18 protein-coding genes and 1 riboswitch are annotated in these 23,309 nt (G+C 69.6%); of the genes, 4 read left to right on the forward strand and 14 right to left on the reverse strand.

Annotation, left to right across the window (positions count from 1 at the left end; genetic code table 11):
- Window positions 1–43: 43 nt before the first annotated feature.
- Together ACZ1DY_RS32265 and ACZ1DY_RS32270 are read left to right on the forward strand one after the other, a co-directional pair.
- Complete coding sequence (locus ACZ1DY_RS32265) at window positions 44–2,017, forward strand: SDR family oxidoreductase (protein WP_465481899.1); 1,974 nt, start codon at window positions 44–46, stop codon at window positions 2,015–2,017.
- Between the two features lie 289 nt (window positions 2,018–2,306).
- A complete protein-coding gene (locus ACZ1DY_RS32270) occupies window positions 2,307–4,124 on the forward strand; it encodes a hypothetical protein (RefSeq protein ID WP_465481900.1) in 1,818 nt (605 codons plus the stop codon).
- 26 nt (window positions 4,125–4,150) lie between these two features.
- Here the strand turns inward: ACZ1DY_RS32270 and ACZ1DY_RS32275 are convergent, their stop codons facing one another.
- Window positions 4,151–5,467: an aminotransferase-like domain-containing protein gene (locus ACZ1DY_RS32275; protein WP_257489918.1), complete on the reverse strand. Its 1,317-nt coding sequence runs from the start codon at window positions 5,465–5,467 to the stop codon at window positions 4,151–4,153.
- 128 nt (window positions 5,468–5,595) lie between these two features.
- On the opposite strand from ACZ1DY_RS32275, the gene ACZ1DY_RS32280 reads away from it, so the two are divergent.
- Together ACZ1DY_RS32280 and ACZ1DY_RS32285 are read left to right on the forward strand one after the other, a co-directional pair.
- Window positions 5,596–6,423, forward strand: a complete 828-nt coding sequence (locus ACZ1DY_RS32280; protein ID WP_465481901.1) for an ABC transporter ATP-binding protein — start codon at window positions 5,596–5,598, stop codon at window positions 6,421–6,423.
- 32 nt (window positions 6,424–6,455) lie between these two features.
- Entirely contained in the window at window positions 6,456–7,112 is a 657-nt protein-coding gene (locus tag ACZ1DY_RS32285) for an O-methyltransferase (protein WP_257485094.1), read from the forward strand.
- Between the two features lie 200 nt (window positions 7,113–7,312).
- Here ACZ1DY_RS32285 and ACZ1DY_RS32290 read toward each other — a convergent pair whose 3' ends face one another.
- The 13 genes from ACZ1DY_RS32290 to ACZ1DY_RS32350 form a co-directional block, all read right to left on the reverse strand.
- Entirely contained in the window at window positions 7,313–9,253 is a 1,941-nt protein-coding gene (locus tag ACZ1DY_RS32290; protein WP_465481902.1) for a transglycosylase domain-containing protein, read from the reverse strand.
- A 91-nt stretch (window positions 9,254–9,344) separates the two neighbouring features.
- Complete coding sequence (locus ACZ1DY_RS32295; protein ID WP_306856007.1) at window positions 9,345–10,067, reverse strand: FadR/GntR family transcriptional regulator; 723 nt, start codon at window positions 10,065–10,067, stop codon at window positions 9,345–9,347.
- Between the two features lie 87 nt (window positions 10,068–10,154).
- Complete coding sequence (locus ACZ1DY_RS32300; RefSeq protein WP_034323423.1) at window positions 10,155–11,528, reverse strand: L-serine ammonia-lyase; 1,374 nt, start codon at window positions 11,526–11,528, stop codon at window positions 10,155–10,157.
- A gap of 16 nt (window positions 11,529–11,544) precedes the next feature.
- A complete protein-coding gene (lipA, locus tag ACZ1DY_RS32305; protein WP_465481903.1) occupies window positions 11,545–12,546 on the reverse strand; it encodes a lipoyl synthase in 1,002 nt (333 codons plus the stop codon).
- Window positions 12,543–13,811, reverse strand: coding sequence for a serine hydroxymethyltransferase (glyA, locus tag ACZ1DY_RS32310; RefSeq protein ID WP_126733529.1), 1,269 nt, complete (start codon window positions 13,809–13,811; stop codon window positions 12,543–12,545). The genes lipA and glyA overlap by 4 nt, the downstream gene beginning before the upstream one ends.
- 1 nt (window position 13,812) lies before the next feature.
- Window positions 13,813–14,190: a glycine cleavage system protein GcvH gene (gcvH, locus tag ACZ1DY_RS32315; RefSeq protein WP_016336369.1), complete on the reverse strand. Its 378-nt coding sequence runs from the start codon at window positions 14,188–14,190 to the stop codon at window positions 13,813–13,815.
- Window positions 14,191–14,207: 17 nt separating this feature from the next.
- Window positions 14,208–15,299 carry a glycine cleavage system aminomethyltransferase GcvT gene (gene gcvT, locus ACZ1DY_RS32320; RefSeq protein ID WP_465481904.1) on the reverse strand — a complete coding sequence of 364 codons (1,092 nt, stop codon included), beginning with the start codon at window positions 15,297–15,299 and terminating at the stop codon, window positions 14,208–14,210.
- Window positions 15,300–15,307: 8 nt separating this feature from the next.
- A complete protein-coding gene (gene gcvP / locus ACZ1DY_RS32325; protein WP_465481905.1) occupies window positions 15,308–18,139 on the reverse strand; it encodes an aminomethyl-transferring glycine dehydrogenase in 2,832 nt (943 codons plus the stop codon).
- 145 nt (window positions 18,140–18,284) lie between these two features.
- Window positions 18,285–18,378: riboswitch (glycine riboswitch) on the reverse strand.
- 167 nt (window positions 18,379–18,545) lie between these two features.
- Window positions 18,546–18,920: a four-helix bundle copper-binding protein gene (locus ACZ1DY_RS32330; RefSeq protein ID WP_465481906.1), complete on the reverse strand. Its 375-nt coding sequence runs from the start codon at window positions 18,918–18,920 to the stop codon at window positions 18,546–18,548.
- Window positions 18,921–19,044: 124 nt separating this feature from the next.
- Window positions 19,045–19,812, reverse strand: coding sequence for a 3-oxoacyl-ACP reductase (locus tag ACZ1DY_RS32335; protein WP_465481907.1), 768 nt, complete (start codon window positions 19,810–19,812; stop codon window positions 19,045–19,047).
- Between the two features lie 46 nt (window positions 19,813–19,858).
- Window positions 19,859–21,217, reverse strand: a complete 1,359-nt coding sequence (locus ACZ1DY_RS32340) for an aldehyde dehydrogenase family protein (RefSeq protein WP_465481908.1) — start codon at window positions 21,215–21,217, stop codon at window positions 19,859–19,861.
- On the reverse strand, window positions 21,214–21,927 hold the full coding sequence (locus ACZ1DY_RS32345; RefSeq protein ID WP_465481909.1) for a gamma-glutamyl-gamma-aminobutyrate hydrolase family protein: 714 nt from the start codon (window positions 21,925–21,927) through the stop codon (window positions 21,214–21,216). Before ACZ1DY_RS32345 ends, ACZ1DY_RS32340 begins: the two co-directional genes overlap by 4 nt.
- Window positions 21,908–23,272, reverse strand: coding sequence for a glutamine synthetase family protein (locus ACZ1DY_RS32350; protein WP_257485085.1), 1,365 nt, complete (start codon window positions 23,270–23,272; stop codon window positions 21,908–21,910). The genes ACZ1DY_RS32345 and ACZ1DY_RS32350 overlap by 20 nt, the downstream gene beginning before the upstream one ends.
- Between the last annotated feature and the right edge of the window lie 37 nt (window positions 23,273–23,309).

Consider the following 23,309-nt stretch of genomic DNA (forward strand, 5'->3'; position numbering starts at 1 on the left):
CTTCTGAGTAGGTAGAGTCGGCCCCGTTCGGAAGGAGCCGGCCATGACCACCTACTTCGTGACGGGCGCGACGGGTTTTCTGGGAAAACGCCTGGTCGCGCGCCTACTACGGCGACCTGAGACCGTAGCCGTCCACGTTCTCGTGAGGGAGACCTCACGCGGGAAGCTCCCGAGCCACGAGAAGCTCGTTCCCGTCACCGGCGATCTGACCGAACCCCTGCTGGGCATCGATCCCGCCCGCCTGGAACCCCTTGACCACGTCGTGCATCTCGGCGCGATCTACGACCTCACCGCGGACGAAGCGGCGAACCGCGCGGCCAATGTCGACGGCACCCGCAACGTCCTGGAGTTCGCCGCCGCCGCGAAGGCCGGGCTCTTCCACCACGTCTCGTCGATCGCGGTCGCCGGGCAGTACGCCGGGCGGTTCACCGAGGCCGACTTCGACCTCGGCCAGAGTTTCGCTTCGCCGTACCACGCGACGAAGTTCGAGGCGGAGAAACTCGTGCGGCAGCACGGGAAAACGCCGTTCCGGGTGTACCGGCCGTCCGCCGTGGCCGGTGATTCGCGCACCGGCGAGATGGACAAGATCGACGGTCCGTACTACTTCCTGCCCGCGATCTCGCGGCTCGCCGCGCTGCCCCGCCGTCTCCCGCTGGCCGCCCCGGATCTCGGCGCCACGAACCTCGTTCCGGTCGACTACGTCGTCGAGGCGATGGAACACCTCATGCACGCCGACGCGCCCAGCGGGAGCACGTACCACCTGGCGTCCCCCCGGCCGCAAACGCTTCACGAGGTCTACAACGCCTTCGCGCGGGCCGCGGGCGGGCCGAAGATCTCCGCGGTCCTTCCTCCCGGACCGTCCGGAGCGCTGAAGCGCGCCGGAACCCGGCTGGCGAAATCCGCGGCCGCCGGATTCGACCGGGTCCCTGGCGGGCGTTCGGCCCGGGCGGCGGTGCTGGCGGAACTCGGCATCCCGCTCGAAGTGCTGCCGCATCTGAGCATGGAGGTCGACTTCGACACGAGCGCGACGACGGCCGCACTCGAAGGCAGCGGGATCACCTTGCCGCCGTTGAAGGAGTACGCCGGTCCGCTCTACCGGTACTGGCTGGAGCACCTGGATCCCGACCGCGGCCGCCGCCGTCCGGGACCTGAACCCCTCGATGGCCGGAAGGTCCTCATCACCGGCGCTTCCTCGGGTATCGGTCGCGCGTCCGCGCTCGCCGTCGCCGCGAAGGGTGGCGAAGTGATCCTCGTGGCCAGGCGCGCCGACGAACTGGAACAGGTCCGCGAGCAGATCGTCGCGGCGGGCGGGAAGGCGTCGGCGTATCCGTGCGACCTCACCGACGGCGACGCCGTCGACGCGCTGGTCAAGGACGTGCTCGCCGCGCACGGCGCCGTCGACATGCTGGTCAACAACGCGGGCCGCTCGATCCGGCGGTCGCTTTCGCTGTCCACCGAACGGTTCCACGACTACGAGCGGACGATGGCCATCAACTACTTCGGTCCGGTGCGGCTGACGCTGGGCCTGCTGCCGTCGATGACCGCCCGCGGATTCGGGCACGTCGTCAACGTGACCACCCAAGGACTGCAAACGGACACCCCGCGGTTTTCCGCTTACCTGGCCTCGAAGGCCGCGCTGGAGGAGTTCGGGCTGACCGCCGGCCGGGAAACGCTTTCCGACGGCGTCACCTTCACCTCGGTCCGGATGCCGCTGGTGCGCACCGACATGATCGCGCCGACCGGTTCGTATCGCGGCATGCCGTCGAGCTCCCCCGAACGCGCCGCCGCACTGGTGGTGAAGGCACTGGAGAAACGACCCGAGATCCTGAACCTGCCCGAAGGAACCGCCGCCGAACTCGTGACGCTCGTCGCACCGAAGACGGCACGGTTCTTCGCCCACCTGGTCTACCGCGCCATGCCGGAGTCCGCGCCGGAATCCCGTGGCCTGCCCAGGAAGGCTCCGCTCGCGTCGGTGGCGGGCGCGGTCACCCGGCTGGTCTGGCGCCGCCGTCCCTGAGAGCCTGTGGGCGGAGCTGAGGTTTTCCCCGGAAAGTGACCATACGCGTGAACCCGCCCGGCCGAAGGCCCCGCTATCGCGGCGGCAGGGCGCCCTTAACCACCTTCGCGACCAGGAAGACCAGGTCGCGCCCTGTCGACGTCGATCGCGGACGCGGGTTCACCTATAGACACTGACGTCCCGCCGCCGGGGCTCGATCGGGGGACGCCCCCGGCCGCTACCATCGGTTTCCGATACGCCGGGGGGTCGGCGGGCACGGGCCGAGGCAGGACGACCGGGAAGGGGCAGTGTGGACGTCGCCAGTCCCCCGCTGTCGACCGGACCGGACGCGGCTGGGAGGTCAGCGGTACGTCCGTCCAGGACAGTGCTGAGGCTGTCCCTGCACGCGGTCTGGGTGCTCGCGCTCGCCGTCGCCACCGAACTCCGGGTGGGGCGCTTCGGTTTCCACCCTTCCGACCAGGGCTTCATCCTCGCCCAGGCGTGGCGGGTGCTGCACGGCGAAGTCCCGCATTCCGACATCATCTCCGCGCGGCCACTGGGTTCGGCGTACCTGCACATCGTCGACTTCGCGCTGCCGGGTCCGTTGTTCTTCGTCTCCAGCGTGCTCAGCATGCTGGAGATCATCCTGGCGACCATCGCGTTCGCCGTGCTGGTCACCCGGCGCCGCGTCCGCGACTGGGGCCCGGGGCTCACCGGGCTGACGGCGGCCGCGTCGCTGCTGAACCTCAACGCCTTCCCGCTGATGGCCTGGCACACGATCGACGGGATCTTCCTGACCGCCTGCGGTGCCTGGGCGCTGGATTCGGGGCTGCGCAACGGCAAGGCGTGGCCGCGGCGGCTCGGCCTGGTACTGCTGGGCACCGCGGTGTTCGTCAAACAGAGTTTCGCGCCGGTGCCGCTGATCGCGCTGTGCTGGCTGCTGCTGCACCCGTCGCTACGGGAAGGCGCGTTCCGCGCCGGCCGCTGGTGGGCCCGGCTGGCCTGGGATCTGCTGGCGCTGGGCGCTTTCCTGGTGGTCTACATCGGAATCGTCACCCTCGACGGCGGGCTGGGCGCGATGGCCGAGCAGCTCACCGGGGGCCTGCCCGCGTACGGCGAGCGGCTTCTCGGGCTGTGGCTGGAAAACCCCGCGTCGCTGCTGCGGCCGCCGGTACGGGGCTTGACCTTCTTCGCGATCGCCGGGGTGTTCCTGGCCCTGCTGGGGATCTTCCGCGAGCGTGCGGGCCGCGCCGGGGCGGTCCTCGCGCGGCTGCTGCTCCTGGCAGGCGTGGCGGTGGTGGTCGGCACCGTCGTCGACGGGCATTTCACCGGCGCGTCGCGCTGGGCGGACGTCCTCTGGTGGATCCTCGGTGTCGCGCTGCTGGTGAGCTGGGCGGCGACGCGGCGGTTCTCGAGGATGGGCGCGCTCGTCTTCGCGACCGGCTTCATGACCAGCCTGTCCTGGGGGAACGACACGCCGACGCTGTTCACCGGAACACTGGCGCTGACGGCGATCCTGCTGCTGGCGGACGCGCTGCCGCCGCTGCCGGAGCCGTCCCGCCGGCTCGGGCTGGCGGGTGCCACGGCGATGGGCCTGGTCGCGGTGCTGGCGTCGGGCTGGGCCGTGGTCGCGCACCACGACGAAGCCGCGTACCTCGACATGGCGCACGAGAAGCTGACCGGTGACCTCGGCGAGGTGACGCCCTCGATGCGCGGGATCCGGACGAATCCGGGCACCTTCACCTACATCTCCCAGATCCAGGACTGCGTCACGCGATTCCCCGCCGGGCGCACGGCCGTCCTGCCGGACAACCCGTTCGCGTATCCCGCCTTCGGCCTGCGCAACCCGTTCCCGCTGGAATGGCCGCTGCCGCTGGAGATCGTCGCCGATGCTCCGGAGCGCATGCTCTCGACGGCCGACGTCCTCAACCGCGAAGGCGATTACCTGGTGCTGTTCCAGACCGTCAGCATGCCCGCGCTGGCCAAAGGCGGGCCGGTGCCCGCCGAGGTCGCCGGGGACGCGCCGATCTTCGACTACCTCGGCCTGGAGAACGCGCTGCGGTCGCGGCTCACCGGGCAGACCGTCACCTGCGGCAGCTTCGTCGGCAAGTGGGCGCCCCGCCCCTGACGCATTTCGTCCTCTGAATGCGAGGGTCAGTCGACGCCGGCGTCCTCGGGGCGACCGGAAGCGAGACCGGCGAGGACGTCCAAGGCGGCCGCGAGCGTTTCGAGCGGCGGCGACGAGACGGCGAGGCGCACCGCGTTCGGGGCGTGACCGGGGACGACGGCGAACGCGGCCGCCGGGGTGACCGCGATCCCGCGCCGCGCGGCCGCGGCGACGAAGGTCTCGGCGCGCCAGTGTTCGGGGAGCTCCCACCAGCAGTGATACGCCTGCGGATCGGCGTGCAGGGCGAACCCGGCCAGCCGCGCCGCCGTCACCCGCTGGCGTTCCGCGGCGTCGAGCCGTTTCGCCCGCTCGACGGTTTCCAGCGTCCCGCCGGTGATCCACCGGGTGGCGGCTTCGACGGCGAGCCGGGGCGCGACCCAGCCGCCCGAGCGCACGGCCGCGGCCAGCCGTTCCCGCCATTCCGCCGGGACGGCGAGGAAGCCGGTGGTCAGCCCCGGGGCGAGCCGTTTCGACATGCTGTCGACGAACACGGTGCGCTCCGGCGCGTACGCCGCGAACGGGCGGACCTCGGGCCGGAGGAAGGTGTAGATACCGTCCTCGATCACCGGGATGTCCATCCGCCGCACGGTTTCCGCCAGCTCGGCGCGCCGCGCTTCGTCCATTGTGGACCCGAGCGGATTGTGCAGCGTCGGCTGGACGTACAGCGCGCGCACGGACGCGGCTTCGAGCGCCTCGGGAACGAGACCCCTGTCGTCGGTCTCGATGGGCACCAACTGGACACCGAGCCGTCCGGCGAGTGCCTTGACCACGGGATAGGTGATGGCTTCGACGGCGAGGCGCTCCCCCATCGGCACGAAGGCGGCGATGGCGGCCGCGATGGCCTGGCGCCCGCTCCCGGCGAAGAGGATCTCCGGCGTCCAGCCGTCCTTCGCGAGCAGCCCGGCGACGGCGTCACGTGCCTGCTTCGAGCCCGAGACGCTTCCCGGCCGCAGCGCCGCTGTCAGGACGTCTTCACGCAGCAGCGGCTCCAGCGCCTTCCCGACCAGCGCCGACTGCTCCGGGAGGACGGCGAAGTTGAGCTCGAGGTCGACCGTCGCGCCACCGGGTTCGGCGAGGGCGGTCTCCAGCGGCGGCTTCGCGGCGCGGACGAACGTGCCCCGGCCGACCTCGCCGACCACGACACCTCTCCGGACGAGTTCGCCGTAGACCCTGGCGGCGGTCGAGTTCGCGATCCCGCGTTCGCGGGCGAACCGCCGCTGCGGGGGTAGCCGGTCGCCTGGCCGGAGCCTTCCGGCCTCGACGTCGGCGGAGATCTCGTCCGCGACTATCCGGTAGTCCTCCATGCCGTCCTTCGATCGCACCGAGTGCATTCACGCGATTGCACTGGGGATGATGCCATCGACGAACGTCGTGAGCCGACTGCGACCTACGGAACACCACAACGGCGGACTCCTAGGTTAGCCTAACCTGTGTGGAGACCGTGGAAACCCTCACCGAGCAGAGCACGACGTCCCGCCTGCACGCGGACGCGCTGACGCTCGCCTACGACGGCCGGACCGTGGCCGAAGACCTCGGGGTGGTCATCCCCGACCGGTCGTTCACCGTCATCGTCGGCCCGAACGCCTGCGGCAAGACGACCCTGCTGCGCGCGCTCGCGCGGATGCTCAAACCCCGCCAGGGGTCGGTGTTCCTCGACGGGCAGGTGATCAGCTCCTTCCCCGCCAAGGAGGTCGCCCGGCGGCTCGGCCTGCTCCCGCAGAGCTCGATCGCGCCCGACGGCATCACCGTCGCGGACCTCGTCGCGCGTGGCCGGTACCCGCACCAGCGCCTGCTGCGCCAGTGGTCCCGTGAGGACGCCACCGTGGTCGCCGAGTCCATGCGCGCCACCGGGGTCGACGACCTCGCCGAGCGGCTGGTCGACGAACTGTCGGGCGGTCAGCGGCAGCGCGTGTGGATGGCGATGGCGCTCGCGCAGGAGACCGATCTCCTGCTGCTCGACGAGCCGACGACGTACCTGGACATCGCCCACCAGATGGACATCCTCGACCTGTGCGCGCAACTGCACCAGGAACAGGGCCGGACGCTGGTGGCGGTGCTGCACGACCTCAACCAGGCCGCCCGCTACGCGACGCACATGATCGCGATGCGCGGCGGAGAGGTCCTGGCGACGGGCTCGCCCGAAGAGGTCGTGACCGCGGCCAACGTCGAGAAGATCTTCGAGCTGCCCTGCCGGGTGATGCCGTGCCCCGAAACCGGGACCCCGCTGGTGATCCCGAAGGCCGGGCGCCGCGCCGCGTGATCATCCCGGAGTAGGTTGGCGGCGGAGGTGCCATGTCACAGCAACTGTGGTCCGAAGTGGACGATTATCTGTCCGGGGTGCTCATCCCGTCCGATCCCGCCCTCGAAGGCGCGCGTGAGGCGTCGGATCGGGCCGGGCTGCCGTCGATCGCCGTCGCGCCGAACCAGGGCAAACTGCTCAACCTGATGGCGAGGATGATCGGCGCCCGGTCCATCCTGGAGATCGGCACGCTCGGCGGGTACAGCACGATCTGGCTCGCCCGCGCCCTGCCGCCGCAGGGCAGGCTCGTCACCCTCGAATACGACCCGAAGCACGCCGAGGTCGCGCGCGCCAACATCGAAGCGGCCGGGCTCGGCGGGCTGGTCGACGTCCGCGTCGGCAAGGCGCTGGACCTGCTGCCCTCGGTCGAGGGCCCGATCGATCTGGCCTTCATCGACGCCGACAAGGTCAACAACCCGGCGTACTTCGAGGCGTCGCTGAAGCTCGTCCGGCCCGGCGGCGTGATCGTGGTCGACAACGTCGTCCGCGGTGGCGCGGTCACCGACGCCGCCAGCGAAGACCCGAACGTCCAAGGGATCAGGCGGCTGCACGAGATGATCGCCGCCGAACCCCGCGTCGACGCGACGGCCGTCCAGACGGTGGGCAGCAAGGGCTACGACGGGCTCACCGTCGTGCTCGTGAAGCCCTGACGGCTCCCTCGGCCGGGTCGTCGCGGTCCGGCCGGGTGTTGCGAAAGCCACTTTCGCAACGTTGAAGGTTGCGAAAGTGGCTTTCGCAACCTCCGGGCGTGGACCGGTCCGGCGCCGTGCCCCCGGTGACCGTGTCGCGAAAGCCACTTTCGCGACGTCTGATGTCCCGAAAGTGGCTTTCGCGACACCACGAACAGGCCTCACCGCGGCGCCGTCGTGACCGGCCGCGGACCCGAGCCCTCCGGCCACCGCACCGGCGTCCCCTGGTGCACACCGTTCATGAAGCGCTGCCACACGTCGGCCGGGATCGTCTGCCCGGTCAGTTTCTCCCCGGCGGCGTCCCGCATCCGGCGCGGCTCGTCGGAGCCGACCCAGACCGCCGTCGCGAGCTGCGGCGTGTACCCGACCGCCCAGCCGCCGGCGTTGTCGTCCGTCTCGTCGAACTGGAAGTCGCCGGTCTTCAGCGCCGCCGGGCGGTCCTTCAGGCCGGTGGCCAGCACCTGGCTCATTTCGCTCGCGATCCGGCGGCTCAGCGCCTCGTCGTCCTTGAACGCGGGCGCCCTGTCCGACGGCCGTTCCCACACGATCTCGCCGTTCTCGTCCCGGATCTTCGACACCAGATGCGGGGTGGCGCGCATACCGTCGGCGGCGAAGGTCGCGTAGGCACCGGCCATGTCGCTGGGGCGCAGGGGATACCGGCCGACCGCGATCCCGGGGCTGATCAGGAATCCGTCCTTCTCCCGCAGTGTCACCGCGCCGTCGACGGTCTCGGGGATCCCGGCCGCGCGGGCGCTTTCGCGGACCGCTTCCGCGCCCAGTTTCTTCGCCAGGTCGACGAACGGGCCCCGGGCGCCCCGCCCCATCGCCTCGCGCAACGTGCACTTCCCGGCTTCACCGCACTGGTCCTCGAATTTGAAGGTTTCGCCGAGGAAGTCGACCTCCGCGGGCGCCTTGAGCGGCTCGTCCACGTTCACTCCCCGTTCGAGACCGGCGGCGAGGATGAACGGCTGAAAGGCGGAGCCGGTGCCGTACGGGGTACCGGCGTAGTCGTGCACGCTCCAGCCACCGCCGTTGTAGGCGCGGATGGCGCCGGTCCCGGGTTCGACGGCGACCAGCGACGCGCGGAAGTGCTCCGGCTGCCCCTTCAAGCGTTCCTTGACCGCCTTCTCGGCTTCGGCCTGCGCTCGCGGATCGATGGTCGTCTCGACCTTCATCGCGCCGCCGCGGAGCCGGTCGAGCGGGTAGCCGACCTGTTCCAGTTCCGCGAGGACCTGCTGCTTGATGTGGTACTGCTCGTAGGTCACGCGACCGGCCCGGGTCTCCGACGGCGCCTGGATCGCGTCCTCCGGGTAGGTCATGGTGACCGCTTCGGCCTGGCTGACGTAACCGCGTGCGACCAGCTTGTTCATCACGTAGGACCAGCGCTTCATCGCGTGCTCATGGCTGGAGGCGTACGGGTCGTGCACCGAAGGCGACTGGATCATGCCCGCGAGGAACGCCGCCTCGCTCCAGGTCATCGAGTCGTCCAGCTTGCGGCCGAAGTAGGCGTTCATCGCCGACGCCGGGCCGTAGGTGCCGCGGCCGAACGAGATGATGTTGACGTAGCTTTCGAAGATCTCCTTCTTGGTCTGCTGCTGGGTGATCTTCGTGGCGAGCACCAGCTCGGAGAACTTGCGGGTGAGGGTGGCGTCCTCGTTGCCGGTGGATTTCTTGATGTACTGCTGGGTGATCCCCGAACCGCCGCCGACGCCGGTCACCAGCGCGCGGCCGAGCCCGGTGAGGTCGAAGCCCTCGTTGTCCCAGAAGGTCGGGTCCTCGGTCGCGACGATCGCGTCGCGCAGTTTCGCGGGGACGGCGTCGTACGGCACGAACAGCCGGTCGCCGCCGGGCGGGACCACCTTGAGCAGTTCGGAACCGTCGGCGTTCTGCAGGACCACGGTCTTGTCGAGGTCGGCGAGGACCTCTTGCGGGCTGCGGACGTCGAGCAGGACGTACGCGAGCCCGAACGCGACGACGGGGATGCCGACGAGCAGGCCGAGCGTCCAGGCGGCGATCCGCCGCCACCTGCGCTTCTTCCCTTTCGGCTCAGGGGTGGCCGTGGTCTGCGACTCGGGTGCGTCTGCCTCATCCGGGTTCTCCACGCCAGGTTAGACGCCCGAACGAGTGAAAAGGTTGTGGGAAAATCACCGAATCGCGCCCAACCCCCTCCCGCATTCAGAGGACGAAACGCGGTCAGGCGAGGAAGGCCCGAAGGAGCGAAGCTGTCCCCTCGACGTGCTCCGTCATCGCCCGCCGGGCCGCCTCCGAATCCCCGGCGAGGATCGCGTCGACGATGGCCTCGTGCTGGGCGTTGGAGTGCTCCAGATTCGGTTCGAGCAGCGGGATCATGTCGAGCAGCTGGTTGACCCGCATCCGCGCGTCGGCCATCGCCGTGGTCAGCGAGCCGGACGCGGTGACCTCGGCGATCGCCAGGTGCAGCCGCGAATCCTTGCGCCGGTAGTCGCCGACGTCGGCCGCCGCCGCCTCGGCGAGCGTGCTGGTCAGATGCTGGCGGTCGGCCGGGGTGAGGGACCGCGACGCCGCCATCTCGGCGGCGCCGGTCTCCAGGACGTGCCGCAGGCCGAGCGTGTCCTCCAGGGTGGCGTTGTCGACCTTCCGCCCTTCGGTGGCGGGCGGGTCGGGCAGGACGTCGTTGACGAACGTGCCGCCGTACCGCCCGCGCCGCGACTCGACGTAACCCGCGTCGGACAGCGCGCGGATGGCCTCGCGCAGCGTCACCCGGCTGACCCCGAGCCGCTCGGCGAGCTCGCGTTCCGAAGGCAGCCGCTCACCAGCGCCGACCACACCCAGCCGGATCGCCTGGAGCAGCCTTTCGACGGTCTCCTCGAAGGCGTTGCCCGCGCGCACCGGGCGGAACAGCGCGTCACCCGCGTTCGCGACCGTGCTCGACTCCACCCTTCGAGTTTAGGCGGCCCGCAATTCGTCCTCTGGATGCGGTACTTGCGTATGCAACTACCGCATCCAGAGGACTGAACGCGGGCGTCAGCACTCGATGACGTTCACGGCGAGGCCGCCGCGTGCGGTTTCCTTGTACTTCACACTCATGTCGGCGCCGGTCTCGCGCATGGTCTTGATCGCCTTGTCCAGCGTCACGACGTGCGAACCGTCGCCGCGCATCGCCATCCGCGCGGCGTGGATCGCCTTCGACGCGCCGACGGCGTTGCGCTCGATGCACGGGATCTGCACCAGCCCGCCGACCGGGTCGCAGGTCAGCCCCAGGTGGTGCTCGACGCCGATCTCGGCGGCGTTCTCCACCTGCGCGGGTGAACCACCGAGGACCTCGGTCAGCCCAGCGGCGGCCATGGCGCTGGCCGAACCGACCTCGCCCTGGCAGCCGACCTCGGCGCCCGAGATCGAGCCCGTCTGCTTGAGGATCGAGCCGATCGCGCCCGCGGTCAGCATGAACGTCACGATGCCGTCGTCCGACGAACCCCGGATGAACCGCTGGTAGTAGTGCAGAACGGCCGGGATGATCCCCGCGGCGCCGTTGGTCGGCGCGGTGACGACGCGGCCGCCCGCGGCGTTCTCCTCGTTGACCGCCAGCGCATACAGACTCACCCAGTCCATCGCGTACAGCGGGTCGCCGACGCCGTCCTCGGCGAGCAGCTTCTCGTGCAACGCCTTCGCACGGCGCGGCACCTTCAGCCCGCCCGGCAGGACGCCCTCGTGCTCGCAGCCGTTGCGCACGCATTCCGCCATGACCTGCCAGATCTCCAGCAGCCCTTCGCGGACCTCCTCACGCGTGCGCCACGAAAGCTCGTTGCGCAGCATGATCTCGCTGATCGGCAGCCCGGTGTCCTCGCAGTGCTTCAGCAGATCCGCGCCGGTACGGAACGGGAACTCCAGCCGCGTCGAGTCCTCGACGACGACAGTGTCGGTCTCGTAGGACTCGTCCCGCACGAACCCGCCGCCGACGGAGTAGTAGGTGCGCTCGCGCAGCACCTTCCCGTCGGCGTCGAACGCGCGGAAGATCATCCCGTTCGGATGCGCCGGCAACGACTTCCGCCGGTGCATGGTCAGGTCGGTGTCCTCGGTGAACACGATCTCGTGCTCACCACGCACCTTCAACCGGCAGGATTCGCGGATCTCCGCGATCTTGCCGGGCACCGTGTCGGTGTCGATCTCCTCCGGACGCTCCCCCGACAGCCCGAGCAGCACGGCCTTGTCGCTGCCGTGCCCGAACCCGGTGGCGCCCAGCGAGCCGAAAAGCTCGCTCTGGACCCGCGTCGTGGCCGTCAGGTCGCCGTCGGCGGCCAGACCGTCCACAAAGGTCAGTGCGGCGCGCATCGGACCCACCGTATGGGAGCTGGAAGGGCCGATGCCGATCGAAAACAGGTCGAAGACGCTGATCGCCATTGATCTGCCCTCCTTCCTATCTGGCCAGCAGTGAGCTGGCTTCTTGGGCCGCGGGCCCTTCGGCGGCGAGATGGGCCAAGTTCTCCGACAGCTCTTCGCCGCGGTGGGCCTTCGTCTGCGCGAACAGCCGCCCGGCCCGATACGACGAGCGTACGAGCGGCCCGGCCATCACACCAGCGAAGCCCATCGCCTCGGCAGCGTTCGAGTGCTCGACGAACTCCTCCGGCTTGACCCAGCGGTCCACGGGGTGATGCCTGGGCGAGGGGCGCAGGTACTGGGTGATCGTGAGGATCTCGCAGCCCGCGTCGACCAGGTCCTTCATCGCGGGCGCGACCTCGTCCGGGGTCTCGCCCATGCCCAGGATCAGATTCGACTTCGTCACCAGGCCGGCCTCGCGAGCGCGGGTGATGACCTCCAGCGACCGCGCGTACCGGAAACCAGGCCGGATTCGCTTGAAGATCCGCGGCACCGTCTCGACGTTGTGCGCCAGAACCTCAGGCCGCGAACCGAACACCTCGGCCAGCTGGTCGGGGTCGGCGTTGAAGTCGGGGATCAGCAGCTCGACACCGGTGCCCGGGTTCAACGCGTGGATCTGGCGCACGGTTTCGGCGTACAGCCACGCACCGCCGTCCTCCAGGTCGTCACGCGCGACACCGGTCACCGTCGAGTAGCGCAAGCCCATGGCCTGCACCGACTCCGCCACCTTCCGCGGCTCGGTCCGGTCCAGCGCCGCCGGCTTGCCGGTGTCGATCTGGCAGAAGTCGCAACGCCGCGTGCACTGATCCCCACCGATCAGGAACGTCGCCTCACGGTCTTCCCAGCACTCGTAGATGTTGGGACAGCCGGCTTCTTCGCAGACGGTGTGGAGGCCTTCACGCTTGACCAGTCCCTTGAGCTCCGTGAACTCCGGACCCATGCGGGCCCGGGTCTTGATCCACGGCGGCTTCTTCTCGATCGGGGTCTGCGCGTTGCGGACCTCGAGCCGGAGAAGTTTGCGCCCCTCGGGGAGCGCGCTCATCGGTTGAGGTCCGCGTACAGCGGGTGCTTCTTGGCCAGCAGCTCGACCCGGGCGGACAGCGACTGGCGCAGGGCCTCGTCGAAGTCCGGGCGCAGCGCCTCGGCGATGACGTCGGCCACCTCGGCGAAGTCCTCGGCGCCGAAGCCGCGGGTCGCCAGCGCCGGGGTGCCGATCCGCAGGCCGGAGGTGACCATCGGCGGCCGCGGGTCGAACGGGACGGCGTTGCGGTTGACCGTGATGCCGACCGAGTGCAGCCGATCCTCGGCCTGCTGACCGTCCAAAGTGGAGTTGACCAGATCGACGAGCACCAGGTGCACGTCGGTGCCGCCGGTCAGCACGCGGACGCCCGCCTCGCTGCAGTCCGTGCGCGAAAGGCGGTCGGCCAGGATCTTCGCGCCCTCGAGCACGCGCTGCTGGCGCTCGCGGAACTCCTCGCTCGCGGCGATCTTGAGCGCGACGGCCTTGGCGGCGATGACGTGCTCCAGCGGACCACCCTGCTGGCCGGGGAACACCGCCGAGTTGATCTTCTTGGCGAGTTCCTGACGGCACAGGATGATGCCGCCGCGCGGACCGCCGAGGGTCTTGTGCGTGGTCGTGGTGACGATGTCGGCGTACGGCACCGGGCTCGGGTGCAGCCCGGCGGCGACGAGACCGGCGAAGTGCGCCATGTCGACCATGACCTTCGCACCGACCTCGTCGGCGATGCGGCGGAACTCGGCGAAGTCGAGCTGACGCGGGTACGCCGACCAGCCGGCGATGATCAGCTTCGGCTTGTGCTCCTTGGCGAGGCGCTCGATCTCCTCGACGTCGACGATCCCGGTCTCCTTGTCGACGTGGTAGGCGACGACGTTGTAGAGCTTGCCGGAGAAGTTGATCTTCATGCCGTGGGTCAGGTGCCCGCCGTGCGCGAGGTCGAGACCGAGGATGGTGTCGCCGGGGTTGAGCACCGCGACCATGGCGGCGGCGTTGGCCTGCGCGCCCGAATGCGGCTGGACGTTGGCGTGCTCGGCGCCGAAGAGGGCCTTCGCGCGGTCGATCGCCAGCTGCTCGATGACGTCGACGTGCTCGCAACCGCCGTAGTAGCGGCGGCCGGGGTAGCCCTCGGCGTACTTGTTGGTCAGCACCGAACCCTGCGCCTCGAGCACGCCCACCGGGGCGAAGTTCTCCGAGGCGATCATCTCCAGGGTCGACTGCTGCCGGTCGAGTTCGGCCGCGACGGCGGTGGCGACCTCGGGGTCCACTTCGGACAGGGCAGCGTTGAACATCTCAGTTCTCCTGGGTCAGGACGGCGTACGCCTGGGCGTCGAGCAGGGCGGGCACGTCGCCGGACAGACGCACCTTCAGGAGCCATCCTTCGGCGTACGGGTCCGAGTTGATGAGCTCGGGGGTGTCCGTTGTGGCCTCGTTCACCTCGACGACCTCGCCGTCCACCGGTGCGTACAGCTCGCTGACCGACTTGGTCGACTCGACCTCGCCGAACACCTCGCCCGCGGTGACGGTGTCGCCGACCGAGGGGAGCTGGACGAACACGATGTCACCGAGCGACTCGGCGGCGAAGGCGGTGATGCCCACGGTGGCGACGCCGTCGGCGACGTTCAGCCACTCGTGTTCCTTCGTGTACTTCAGGTCCTGGGGGATGCTCATGATCGAAAAGGGGCCTTTCAGGCGCGGGAGTAGAAGGGCAGGGCGACGACCTCGACGGGCTCGATACGGCCCCGGATGTCGACGGAAAGCTCGGTGCCGGGCTCGGAGTGCTCCCGGTCCACATAGGCCATGGCGATCGGATAACCCAGCGTCGGCGAAAGGGCACCACTGGTGACTTCACCGATCTCGGTGTCACCCGCCAGGACGGTGTAGCCGTGCCGCGGCGCGCGGCGGCCGGAGCCCTTGAGCCCGACACGCACGCGGGGAACGTCCTTCTTGGACAGCTCTTCGAGCGCGGCCTTGCCGACGAAGTCGCCCGGCTTCTCGAACTTGACCACGCGGCCGAGGCCGGCCTCGAACGGGCTCAGCTGGAGGCTGAGTTCGTTGCCGTACAACGGCATTCCGGCTTCGAGACGCAGCGTGTCGCGGCAGGCCAGGCCGGCCGGGAGCAAGCCGTGCGGCTCGCCGGCGTCGGTCAGGATGCGCCAGACGGCGGGAGCCTCACCGGCCGGGACGTACAGCTCGAAGCCGTCCTCGCCGGTGTACCCGGTGCGGGCGAGCAGGACGTCGTGGCCCTTCACGACGGCCGGGACGCTCGCGTAGTACTTGAGCGCGCCCAGGTCGGCGTCGGTGACGGCGCCGAGGATCTCGACGGCCTTCGGGCCCTGGACGGCGATCAGCGCGACGTCCTCGGACTTGTTCTCGACGACCGCGTCGAACCCGGAGACCCGCTCGGCCAGCGCCGCCGCGACCACGTCGGCGTTGCCCGCGTTGGCCACGACCAGGAACTTCTCGTCGGCGAGGCGGTAGACGACCAGGTCGTCCAGCACACCGCCGTTCTCGTCGCAGATCATCGTGTAGCGCGCCCGGCCCGGCTTGACCCCGGACAGGTTGCCGACCAGCGCGAAGTCGAGGGTGTCGGCCGCCTGCGGGCCGGTCACCTCGATCTCGGCCATGTGGGACAGGTCGAACAGGCCAGCGGCCTCGCGGACCGCCTTGTGCTCCGCCAGCTCGCTGGAATAGCGGATCGGCATCGACCAGCCCGCGAAATCGGTGAACAGCGCACCCAGTCCTTTGTGGACTCCGTGCAGGGACGTCTCTTTCGACATCAAGTGCCTCAGTTCTCGTAGGCGTTGAGCGGCGGGCAGGAGCAGACGAGGTTACGGTCCCCGCGCGCACCGTCGATGCGGCGCACCGGGGGCCAGTACTTGGACTTGCGGTTCACCCCGGCGGGGTACACCGCCAGTTCGCGGTCGTACGGCAGGTCCCAGTCGCCGACCAGGGTCTCGGCGGTGTGCGGGGCGTTGCGCAGCGGGCTGTTGTCCGCGGCCCACTTGCCCTGCGCGACGGCGTCGATCTCCGCGCGGATGGCGATCATCGCCGCGATGAAGCGGTCGATCTCGCCGAGGTCCTCGGATTCGGTCGGCTCGACCATCAGCGTGCCCGCGACCGGGAACGACATGGTCGGCGCGTGGAAGCCGTAGTCGATCAGGCGCTTCGCGACGTCGTCGACGCTGACGCCGGTCTCCTTGGTGAGCCCGCGCAGGTCGAGGATGCACTCGTGCGCGACCAGGCCGTCCTGACCGGTGTAGAGCACCGGGTAGTGCTGGTTGAGGCGCTTGGCCACGTAGTTCGCCGCGAGGACGGCGACCTGCGTCGCGGCGGTGAGCCCGCCCGCGCCCATCATGCGGACGTACGCCCACGAGATCGGCAGGATCGACGCCGAGCCGTACGGGGCGGCGCTGATCGGGCCGACACCGGTTTCGGGGCCTGCCTTCTCCAGCATCGGGTGGTTCGGCAGGTACGGCGCGAGGTGCGCGCGGACCGCGACCGGGCCGACGCCGGGGCCACCGCCACCGTGCGGGATGCAGAAGGTCTTGTGCAGGTTCAGGTGCGAGACGTCGCCGCCGAACTCACCCGGCTTGGCGAGCCCGAGCAGCGCGTTGAGGTTCGCGCCGTCGACGTAGACCTGGCCGCCCGCGTCGTGGACGATCTTGGCCAGCTCGTCGATGCCGTTCTCGTACACGCCGTGCGTGGACGGGTACGTGACCATGATCGCGGACAGCGTGTCGCGGTTGGCCTCGACCTTGGCGCGCAGGTCTTCGAGGTCGACGTTGCCCTCGGCGGTGCACTTCACCACGACGACGCGCATCCCGGCCATGACCGCGGAGGCGGCGTTCGTGCCGTGGGCGGACGACGGGATCAGGCAGACCTCGCGTTCGGCCTGAGCGTTGGCGTGGTGGTACGCGCGGATCGCGAGCAGGCCGGCGAGCTCGCCCTGGCTGCCCGCGTTCGGCTGCAGCGACACCTTGTCGTAGCCGGTGACCTCGGCCAGCCAGCTCGACAGCTGCTCGACCAGCGTGTGGTAGCCCTCGGCCTGGTCGGCGGGGGCGAACGGGTGGATCCCCGCGAACTCGCGCCAGCTGATCGGCTCCATCTCGGTGGTGGCGTTGAGCTTCATCGTGCAGGAGCCGAGCGGGATCATGCCGCGGTCGAGCGCGTAGTCGAGGTCGGACAGGCTGCGCAGGTAGCGCAGCATCGCGGTCTCGGAGCGGTGGGAGTGGAAGACCTCGTGGGTCAGGTAGTCGCTCTCGCGGCCGAGGCCGGCAGGCAGCGCGCTGGCGTCGGCGGCGGGGGTGTCGATACCGAACGCGTTGAGCACCTTGGCGATGATCGCGGGCGTGGTGACCTCGTCGACGGCGATGCGGACGTGGTCGGCGTCGACCGGGCCGAGGTTGATCCCGTTCTCGCGCGCGACCGCGACGACCGCTTCGGCCTGCCCGGGCATGCGGGCGAGGACGGTGTCGAAGAAGCCCTCGTGGACGACCTCCACGCCTGCCGCGCGGAGGGCGTCCGCCAGGCCGGCGGCGAGCCCGTGGACGCGGGTCGCGATGCGCTTGAGGCCGTCGGGACCGTGGTAGACCGCGTACATCGCGGCGAGCACGGCGGGCAGGACCTGCGCGGTGCAGATGTTGGAGGTCGCCTTCTCGCGGCGGATGTGCTGCTCACGCGTCTGCAGGGCGAGGCGGTACGCGGGGTTGCCGTCGGCGTCGACCGAGACCCCGACCAGGCGGCCCGGCAGCGAGCGCTCGAGCCCGGCGCGGACGGCCATGTACCCGGCGTGCGGGCCGCCGTAACCGAGCGGGACGCCGAAGCGCTGGGTGGAACCGGCGGCGATGTCCGCGCCGAACTCACCCGGCGCGGTGATCAGCGTGAGGGCGAGCAGGTCCGCGGCGACGGTGTACAGCGCGCCGGCGGCCTTCGCGGTCTCGGAGATGGCGGAGTAGAAGCCCGCGCCGCGCAGCACGCCGGAAGCGCCCGGGTACTGGACGACGACACCGAAGAACTCCTCCGGCAGGCCGGTGAGCAGGTCGCGGACCTCGACCTCGACGCCCATGGCCTCGGCGCGGGTGCGGACGACCGCGATGGTCTGCGGCAGACATTCGGCGTCGAGGACGACCTTGTTCGACTTCGCCTTCGACGCGCGGCGCATCAGCATGACGGCCTCGGCGACGGCGGTGGACTCGTCGAGCAGCGAGGCGTTCGCGGTGGCGAGACCGGCCAGCTCGGAGACCATGGTCTGGAAGTTGAGGAGGGCTTCGAGACGGCCCTGCGAGATCTCCGGCTGATACGGCGTGTACGCCGTGTACCAGGCCGGGTTCTCCAGCACGTTGCGGCGGATGACCGCCGGGGTGACCGTGTCGTGGAAGCCGAGGCCGATCATCTGGGTCATCGGCTTGTTGAGCGCGGCGAGCGCGCGAAGCTCGGCGATGGCGTCCTCTTCGGACGCGGCGGGGGGAAGTTCGAGATCGCGGGTGACCCGGATCGCGGACGGCACGGCGGCCTGCACCAGGGCATCGAGACTGCCGTAGCCGACCTCGGCGAGCATCTTGGCCTGCTCGGACTCCGAGGGGCCGATGTGCCGGTCGTCGAAGGACGTACTGGTCAAGGGAGCTCCTTGGGTCAGGCGCCGGATAGACCGGTGCGCTGGGAACTCCCCCTCTGTCATGGCACCTGAGAGTTTCACCACCCGTGACCGGGGTGGCTTTCACCTTGGGTGAGACGCACTTGCGCGCCTGCTTTCCAGAGTGGCCTCGCGTGAAGCGGTAGTGGGTACCTGAGAGATTCCGGGGAGTTTGCTCCTTCGGTGCCCCACCACGTTCGTGGGGGCTCTCCCGCTCCAGCTCGACGGCCCTGTCTGAAGTTGTGCGCACACCGTACCTGGCGTGTTCGACGCGCGTCTACTTACGGCCGAGCACGTCACTTGCGTGCTTGGAGCCGTAACTCACGTGATCAGAGCAGTAACTCGTGAGTTACGCCTTCAATCACGCGAGTGACGGCTCTGAGCACGCGAGTTACGCGTTCTCCATCATCATCTCGGCGGTGATGGTGCCGCAGAGCTCGGCGCACCGCGCCATCATGTCGGCGGCGTCGGCGAGCTCGGCGTCACCGGTCCTGGCGCACTCGCCGGCGCACATGCGCATCATCTGGGAGGCGAGGCCGCACATCTTCGCGCACATGCGCATCATCTCGAGGTCGGCGACCATCGCGGAGCAGCGCATCATCATGTCGGCGCACATACGGGACATGTCCGCGCAGGTCACCATCATCATGCCGAGCTTCGCACCGCCCAACTCCATGCAGCGCGTCATCATCTCCTCGCACCGGACGTGGCACTCGTTGCACAGGTCGATGCAGTCACGCATGGCGGTGCTCATCTGCCGGGTCATGCTTGGCCTCCTGGGTGGTCCTGGATGCTGGCTACGCGTCAGGACTACAGCGCAGGTCAGCGGCCCGCCATCCCAGCCACCGGGACGAGTGACGCCGCGCATTCAGAGGACTGAACGCGGGCGATCAGAGCGGGGTGACGTAGGCGCCCGAGATCCCGCCGTCCACCAGGAACTGCGAAGCCGTGATGAACGAGGCGTCGTCGCTCGCCAGGAACGCGACGGCCGCCGCGATCTCCTCCGGCTCCGCGAACCGCCCGACCGGCACGTGCACCAGCCGCCGCGCGGCCCGTTCGGGGTCCTTCGCGAACAGTTCCTTCAGCAGCGGCGTGTTCACCGGACCCGGACACAGCGCGTTCACCCGGATGTTCTCCCGCGCGAACTGCACGCCCAGCTCCCGGCTCATCGCCAGCACCCCGCCCTTCGACGCGGTGTAGGAGATCTGCGACGTCGCCGCGCCCATCACCGCGACGAACGACGCCGTGTTGACGATCGAGCCCTTGCCCTGCCGCCGCATATGCGGCAGCACCGCCTTGCAGCACAGGTACACCGACGTCAGGTTGACCTTCTGCACCTTCTCCCACGCGTCGATGCCCGTGGTGAGGATCGAGTCGTCCTCTGGCGGGGAGATGCCCGCGTTGTTGAACGCGACGTCGACCGAGCCGAAAGTGTCCACAGTGGTCTGGAACAGGGCCTCGACCTGCTCGGCGTCGGTGACGTCGGCCTGCACGAACAGACCGCCGACCTCCTCGGCCGCGGCCTTGCCCGCCTCGGCGGAGATGTCGCCGATGACGACCTTCGCGCCTTCGCTCGCCAGCCGCCGCGCGGTGGCGAGGCCGATGCCGCTGCTGCCGCCGGTGATGACCGCCACCCGGCCCTCGAAACGCTGAACCATTTCCTATTCCTCCGTGCTGATGGTCTTGATACGAAAAGAGACCAGCTCACTCTGTGCTGATAAAAAGGTTCTTGGTCTCAGTGAAGGCGTCGACGGCGTCGGGACCGAGTTCGCGGCCGAGCCCGGACTGCTTGAATCCGCCGAACGGCGTCCAGTACCGGACGGACGAATGCGAGTTGACCGACAGGTTCCCCGCTTCGACACCGCGCGCGACGCGGAAGGCGCGGCCGACGTCGCGGGTCCAGATCGAGCCGGACAGCCCGTACTCGGTCTGGTTGGCCATCGTCACCGCGTCCGTCTCGTCGGTGAACGGGACCACGGCGACGACGGGGCCGAAAATCTCCTCGGACGCCAGCGGATGCCGCAGGTCCGGTGGGGTGACGACGGTCGGCGCGAACCAGTATCCGGGGCCGACGGGCGCGTTGCCCCGGAAGGCGACCGGCGCGGATTCGTCCACATAGGACGAGACCTTCGCGTGGTGCCCCGCCGAGATCAGCGGCCCCATCTCGGTCACTTCCAGCCGCGGATCCCCCACGACCACACCGTTCACCGCCGGTTCCAGCAGCTCCATGAACTTCTCGTACACACTCGACTGCACCAGGATCAGCGACCGCGCGCAGCAGTCCTGCCCGGCGTTGTCGAAGACGCCGTACGGCGCGGTGGCCGCGGCCTTGTCCAGGTCGGCGTCGGCGAAGACGATGTTCGCGTTCTTGCCGCCGAGCTCCAGCGTCACCCGCTTCACCTGCGCGGCGCAGCCCGCCATGATCTGCTTGCCGACCTCGGTCGAGCCGGTGAACACCACCTTCCGCACCGCCGGGTGGTCCACGAAACGCTGCCCCACCACCGATCCCTTGCCGGGAAGCACCTGGAAGACGTCCTCGGGGATCCCCGCCTCGCGGGCGAGTTCGCCGAGGCGGATCGCGGTGAGCGGGGTGAGCTCGGCGGGTTTCAGCACGACGGTGTTCCCCGCGGCGAGCGCCGGTGCGAACCCCCAGCCGGCGATGGGCATCGGGAAGTTCCACGGCACGATCACCCCGACCACGCCGAGCGGCTCGTGGAACGTCATGTTCACGCCGCCGGGTACCGGGATCTGCTTGCCGCTCAACCGTTCGGGGGACGCGGAGTAGTACGTCAGCACATCGCGGACGTTGCCCGCTTCCCAGCGCGCGTTGCCGATCGTGTGGCCGGCGTTGGCGACCTCCAGCTGGGCGAGGTTCTCGATGTCGGCGTCGACGGCGTCGGCGAACCGGCGCAGCAGCCGTGCCCGGTCGCCGGGGGCCACTGCGCGCCAGGCGGGGAACGCCGCGTGCGCGCGGGCGATCGCCGCGTCGGTCTCCTCGGCCGAGGTCAGCTCGACCGACCGCACCACCTCCTCGGTGGCGGGGTTGATCACCTCGAACGTCATGCGCGCTCCTTAGCTGCTTCCACGAGTGCCTCGAAAAGCCTGATGTCGTCGGGATTCTGTTCGGGATGCCATTGGACGCCGAGGACGAACCCGTCACCGGGCAGTTCGGCCGCCTCGATGGTCCCGTCGGCGGCCCAGCCGACCGGGACCAGCCCGTCGCCGAGCTTGTCGATCGCCTGATGGTGGTAACACGGCACCTTGGTCTCGGCGCCGAGGATCGACGCGACGCGGCTGCCCTCGGCAAGCCTCACCGTAGTGGTGCCGAAGGTCCCGGGCGCGGGTTGGTGATCCGCACTGTCCAAAGTGTCCGGCAGGTGCTGCGCGAGCGTGCCGCCCAGAGCGACGCTGAGCACCTGGAGCCCCCGGCACACGCCGAGCACCGGCTTACGGGCGGACAAAGCGGACCGCAGCAGGCCGAACTCGAAGGCGTCCCGGTTCGGCCTCGTGTACGTCGTCGCGTGCTGCTCCTGGCCGTAGCGCGCCGGGTCGACATCAGCGCCACCGACCAGCAGGAGCCCGTCCACGGCGGAGATCAGCCGATCGTGTGCCCCGCTCACCGGCGGCAGCAGGACCGGGATCCCGCCCGCCGCGACGATCCCGTCGACGTAGACCCGGTGGAGCAGCACCGCTTCGGTCTCCCACACCAGGAATTTCGCGGGCTCCAGATAGGACGTGAGCCCGATCAGGGGTTCAGAGCCGCTCGAAGCCACGGATCCTCTCCCAGTCGGTGACGGCGGCGTCGTACGCGGCCAGTTCGATCTTCGCCGCGTTCAGGTAGTGGTCGACGACCTCGTCCCCGAACGCGGACCTCGCGAGCTCGCTCCCGTCCAGCAGCGCCGCGGACTCCCGCAAGGTGGTCGGCACGGTCGGCTTGCCGGAACCGTAGGCGTTGCCCTGGAACTCCGGTTCGAGCTCCAGTTCGTTCTCGATGCCGTGCAGTCCGGCCGCGATCAGCGCGGCCACCGCGAGGTACGGGTTCACGTCGCCGCCGGGGACGCGGTTCTCGGTGCGCAGCGAATCCCCGTGGCCGACGACGCGGAGCGCGCACGTGCGGTTGTCGGTGCCCCACGCGACGGCCGTCGGCGCGAAGCTGCCGGGGACGAAACGCTTGTAGGAGTTGATGTTCGGCGCGAAGAAATAAGTCAGTTCACGCAACCCGGCGAGCTGACCGGCGAGGAAGTGCTCCATCAGCGGCGAGAACCCGCCGGGTCCGTCGCCCGCCAGCACGGGCTCGCCCACGGCGGAGCGCAGGCTGATGTGGATGTGACACGAGTTGCCCTCGCGTTCGTTGTACTTCGCCATGAACGTGAGGCTCTTGCCCTCCTGCGCGGCGATCTCCTTGGAGCCGGTCTTGTAGACGCTGTGGTTGTCGCAGGTGGTCAGCGCGTCGGCGTAGCGGAACGCGATCTCGTGCTGGCCGGGGTTGCACTCGCCCTTGGCGGATTCGACGTACAGGCCAGCCCCGCCCATGTCGTTGCGGATACGGCGCAACAGCGGCTCGATCCGCGCGGTGCCGAGCATCGAGTAGTCGACGTTGTACTGATTGGCCGGGCGGAGGTCCTGGTACCGCTTGTCCCAGGCCGACTCGTAGGTGTCGTCGAAGACGATGAACTCCAGTTCGGTCCCGACGTAGGCGGCGAGCCCGCGTTGGGCGAGCCGGTCGAGCTGACCGCGCAGGATCTGGCGCGGCGAAGGGGCCACTGCGCCGCCCTGCACCCGTTCGAGGTCGGCGAGGACGAGCGCGGTGCCCTCCTGCCACGGCAGCAGGCGCAGCGTGCCGAAGTCCGGGCGCATGACGAAGTCGCCGTAGCCGGTCTCCCAGGAGGACATCGCGTAACCGTCGACGGTGTTCATGTCCACGTCGACCGCGAGCAGGTAGTTGCACGCTTCGGTGGCGTGCTCGACGACCTCGTTGAGGAAGTATTCGGCGGCGCAGCGTTTGCCCTGCAGCCTGCCCTGCATGTCGGTGATCGCCACCAGCACCGTGTCGACGGCGCCTTCCTCGACCAGTTCCCGGAGCCGATCGAGCGTGAGCATGCCGCGCCTGTTCGCCATCAGCCTCACCTAAAGGTTCGATGCGGTACCTTTGCGG

Source organism: Amycolatopsis sp. PSD-21 (genome assembly GCF_055561455.1).

What these genes read in the sequence shown, in the direction of transcription:
- ACZ1DY_RS32265 (WP_465481899.1), top strand. Translation starts at nt 44, where the DNA reads ATGACCACCTACTTCGTGACGGGCGCGACGGGTTTTCTGGGAAAACGC.
- ACZ1DY_RS32275 (WP_257489918.1), bottom strand. Translation starts at nt 5,467, where the DNA reads ATGGAGGACTACCGGATAGTCGCGGACGAGATCTCCGCCGACGTCGAG.
- ACZ1DY_RS32285 (WP_257485094.1), top strand. Translation starts at nt 6,456, where the DNA reads ATGTCACAGCAACTGTGGTCCGAAGTGGACGATTATCTGTCCGGGGTG.
- ACZ1DY_RS32300 (WP_034323423.1), bottom strand. Translation starts at nt 11,528, where the DNA reads ATGGCGATCAGCGTCTTCGACCTGTTTTCGATCGGCATCGGCCCTTCC.
- lipA (WP_465481903.1), bottom strand. Translation starts at nt 12,546, where the DNA reads ATGAGCGCGCTCCCCGAGGGGCGCAAACTTCTCCGGCTCGAGGTCCGC.
- glyA (WP_126733529.1), bottom strand. Translation starts at nt 13,811, where the DNA reads ATGTTCAACGCTGCCCTGTCCGAAGTGGACCCCGAGGTCGCCACCGCC.
- gcvH (WP_016336369.1), bottom strand. Translation starts at nt 14,190, where the DNA reads ATGAGCATCCCCCAGGACCTGAAGTACACGAAGGAACACGAGTGGCTG.
- gcvT (WP_465481904.1), bottom strand. Translation starts at nt 15,299, where the DNA reads ATGTCGAAAGAGACGTCCCTGCACGGAGTCCACAAAGGACTGGGTGCG.
- ACZ1DY_RS32330 (WP_465481906.1), bottom strand. Translation starts at nt 18,920, where the DNA reads ATGACCCGGCAGATGAGCACCGCCATGCGTGACTGCATCGACCTGTGC.
- ACZ1DY_RS32335 (WP_465481907.1), bottom strand. Translation starts at nt 19,812, where the DNA reads ATGGTTCAGCGTTTCGAGGGCCGGGTGGCGGTCATCACCGGCGGCAGC.
- ACZ1DY_RS32340 (WP_465481908.1), bottom strand. Translation starts at nt 21,217, where the DNA reads ATGACGTTCGAGGTGATCAACCCCGCCACCGAGGAGGTGGTGCGGTCG.
- ACZ1DY_RS32350 (WP_257485085.1), bottom strand. Translation starts at nt 23,272, where the DNA reads ATGGCGAACAGGCGCGGCATGCTCACGCTCGATCGGCTCCGGGAACTG.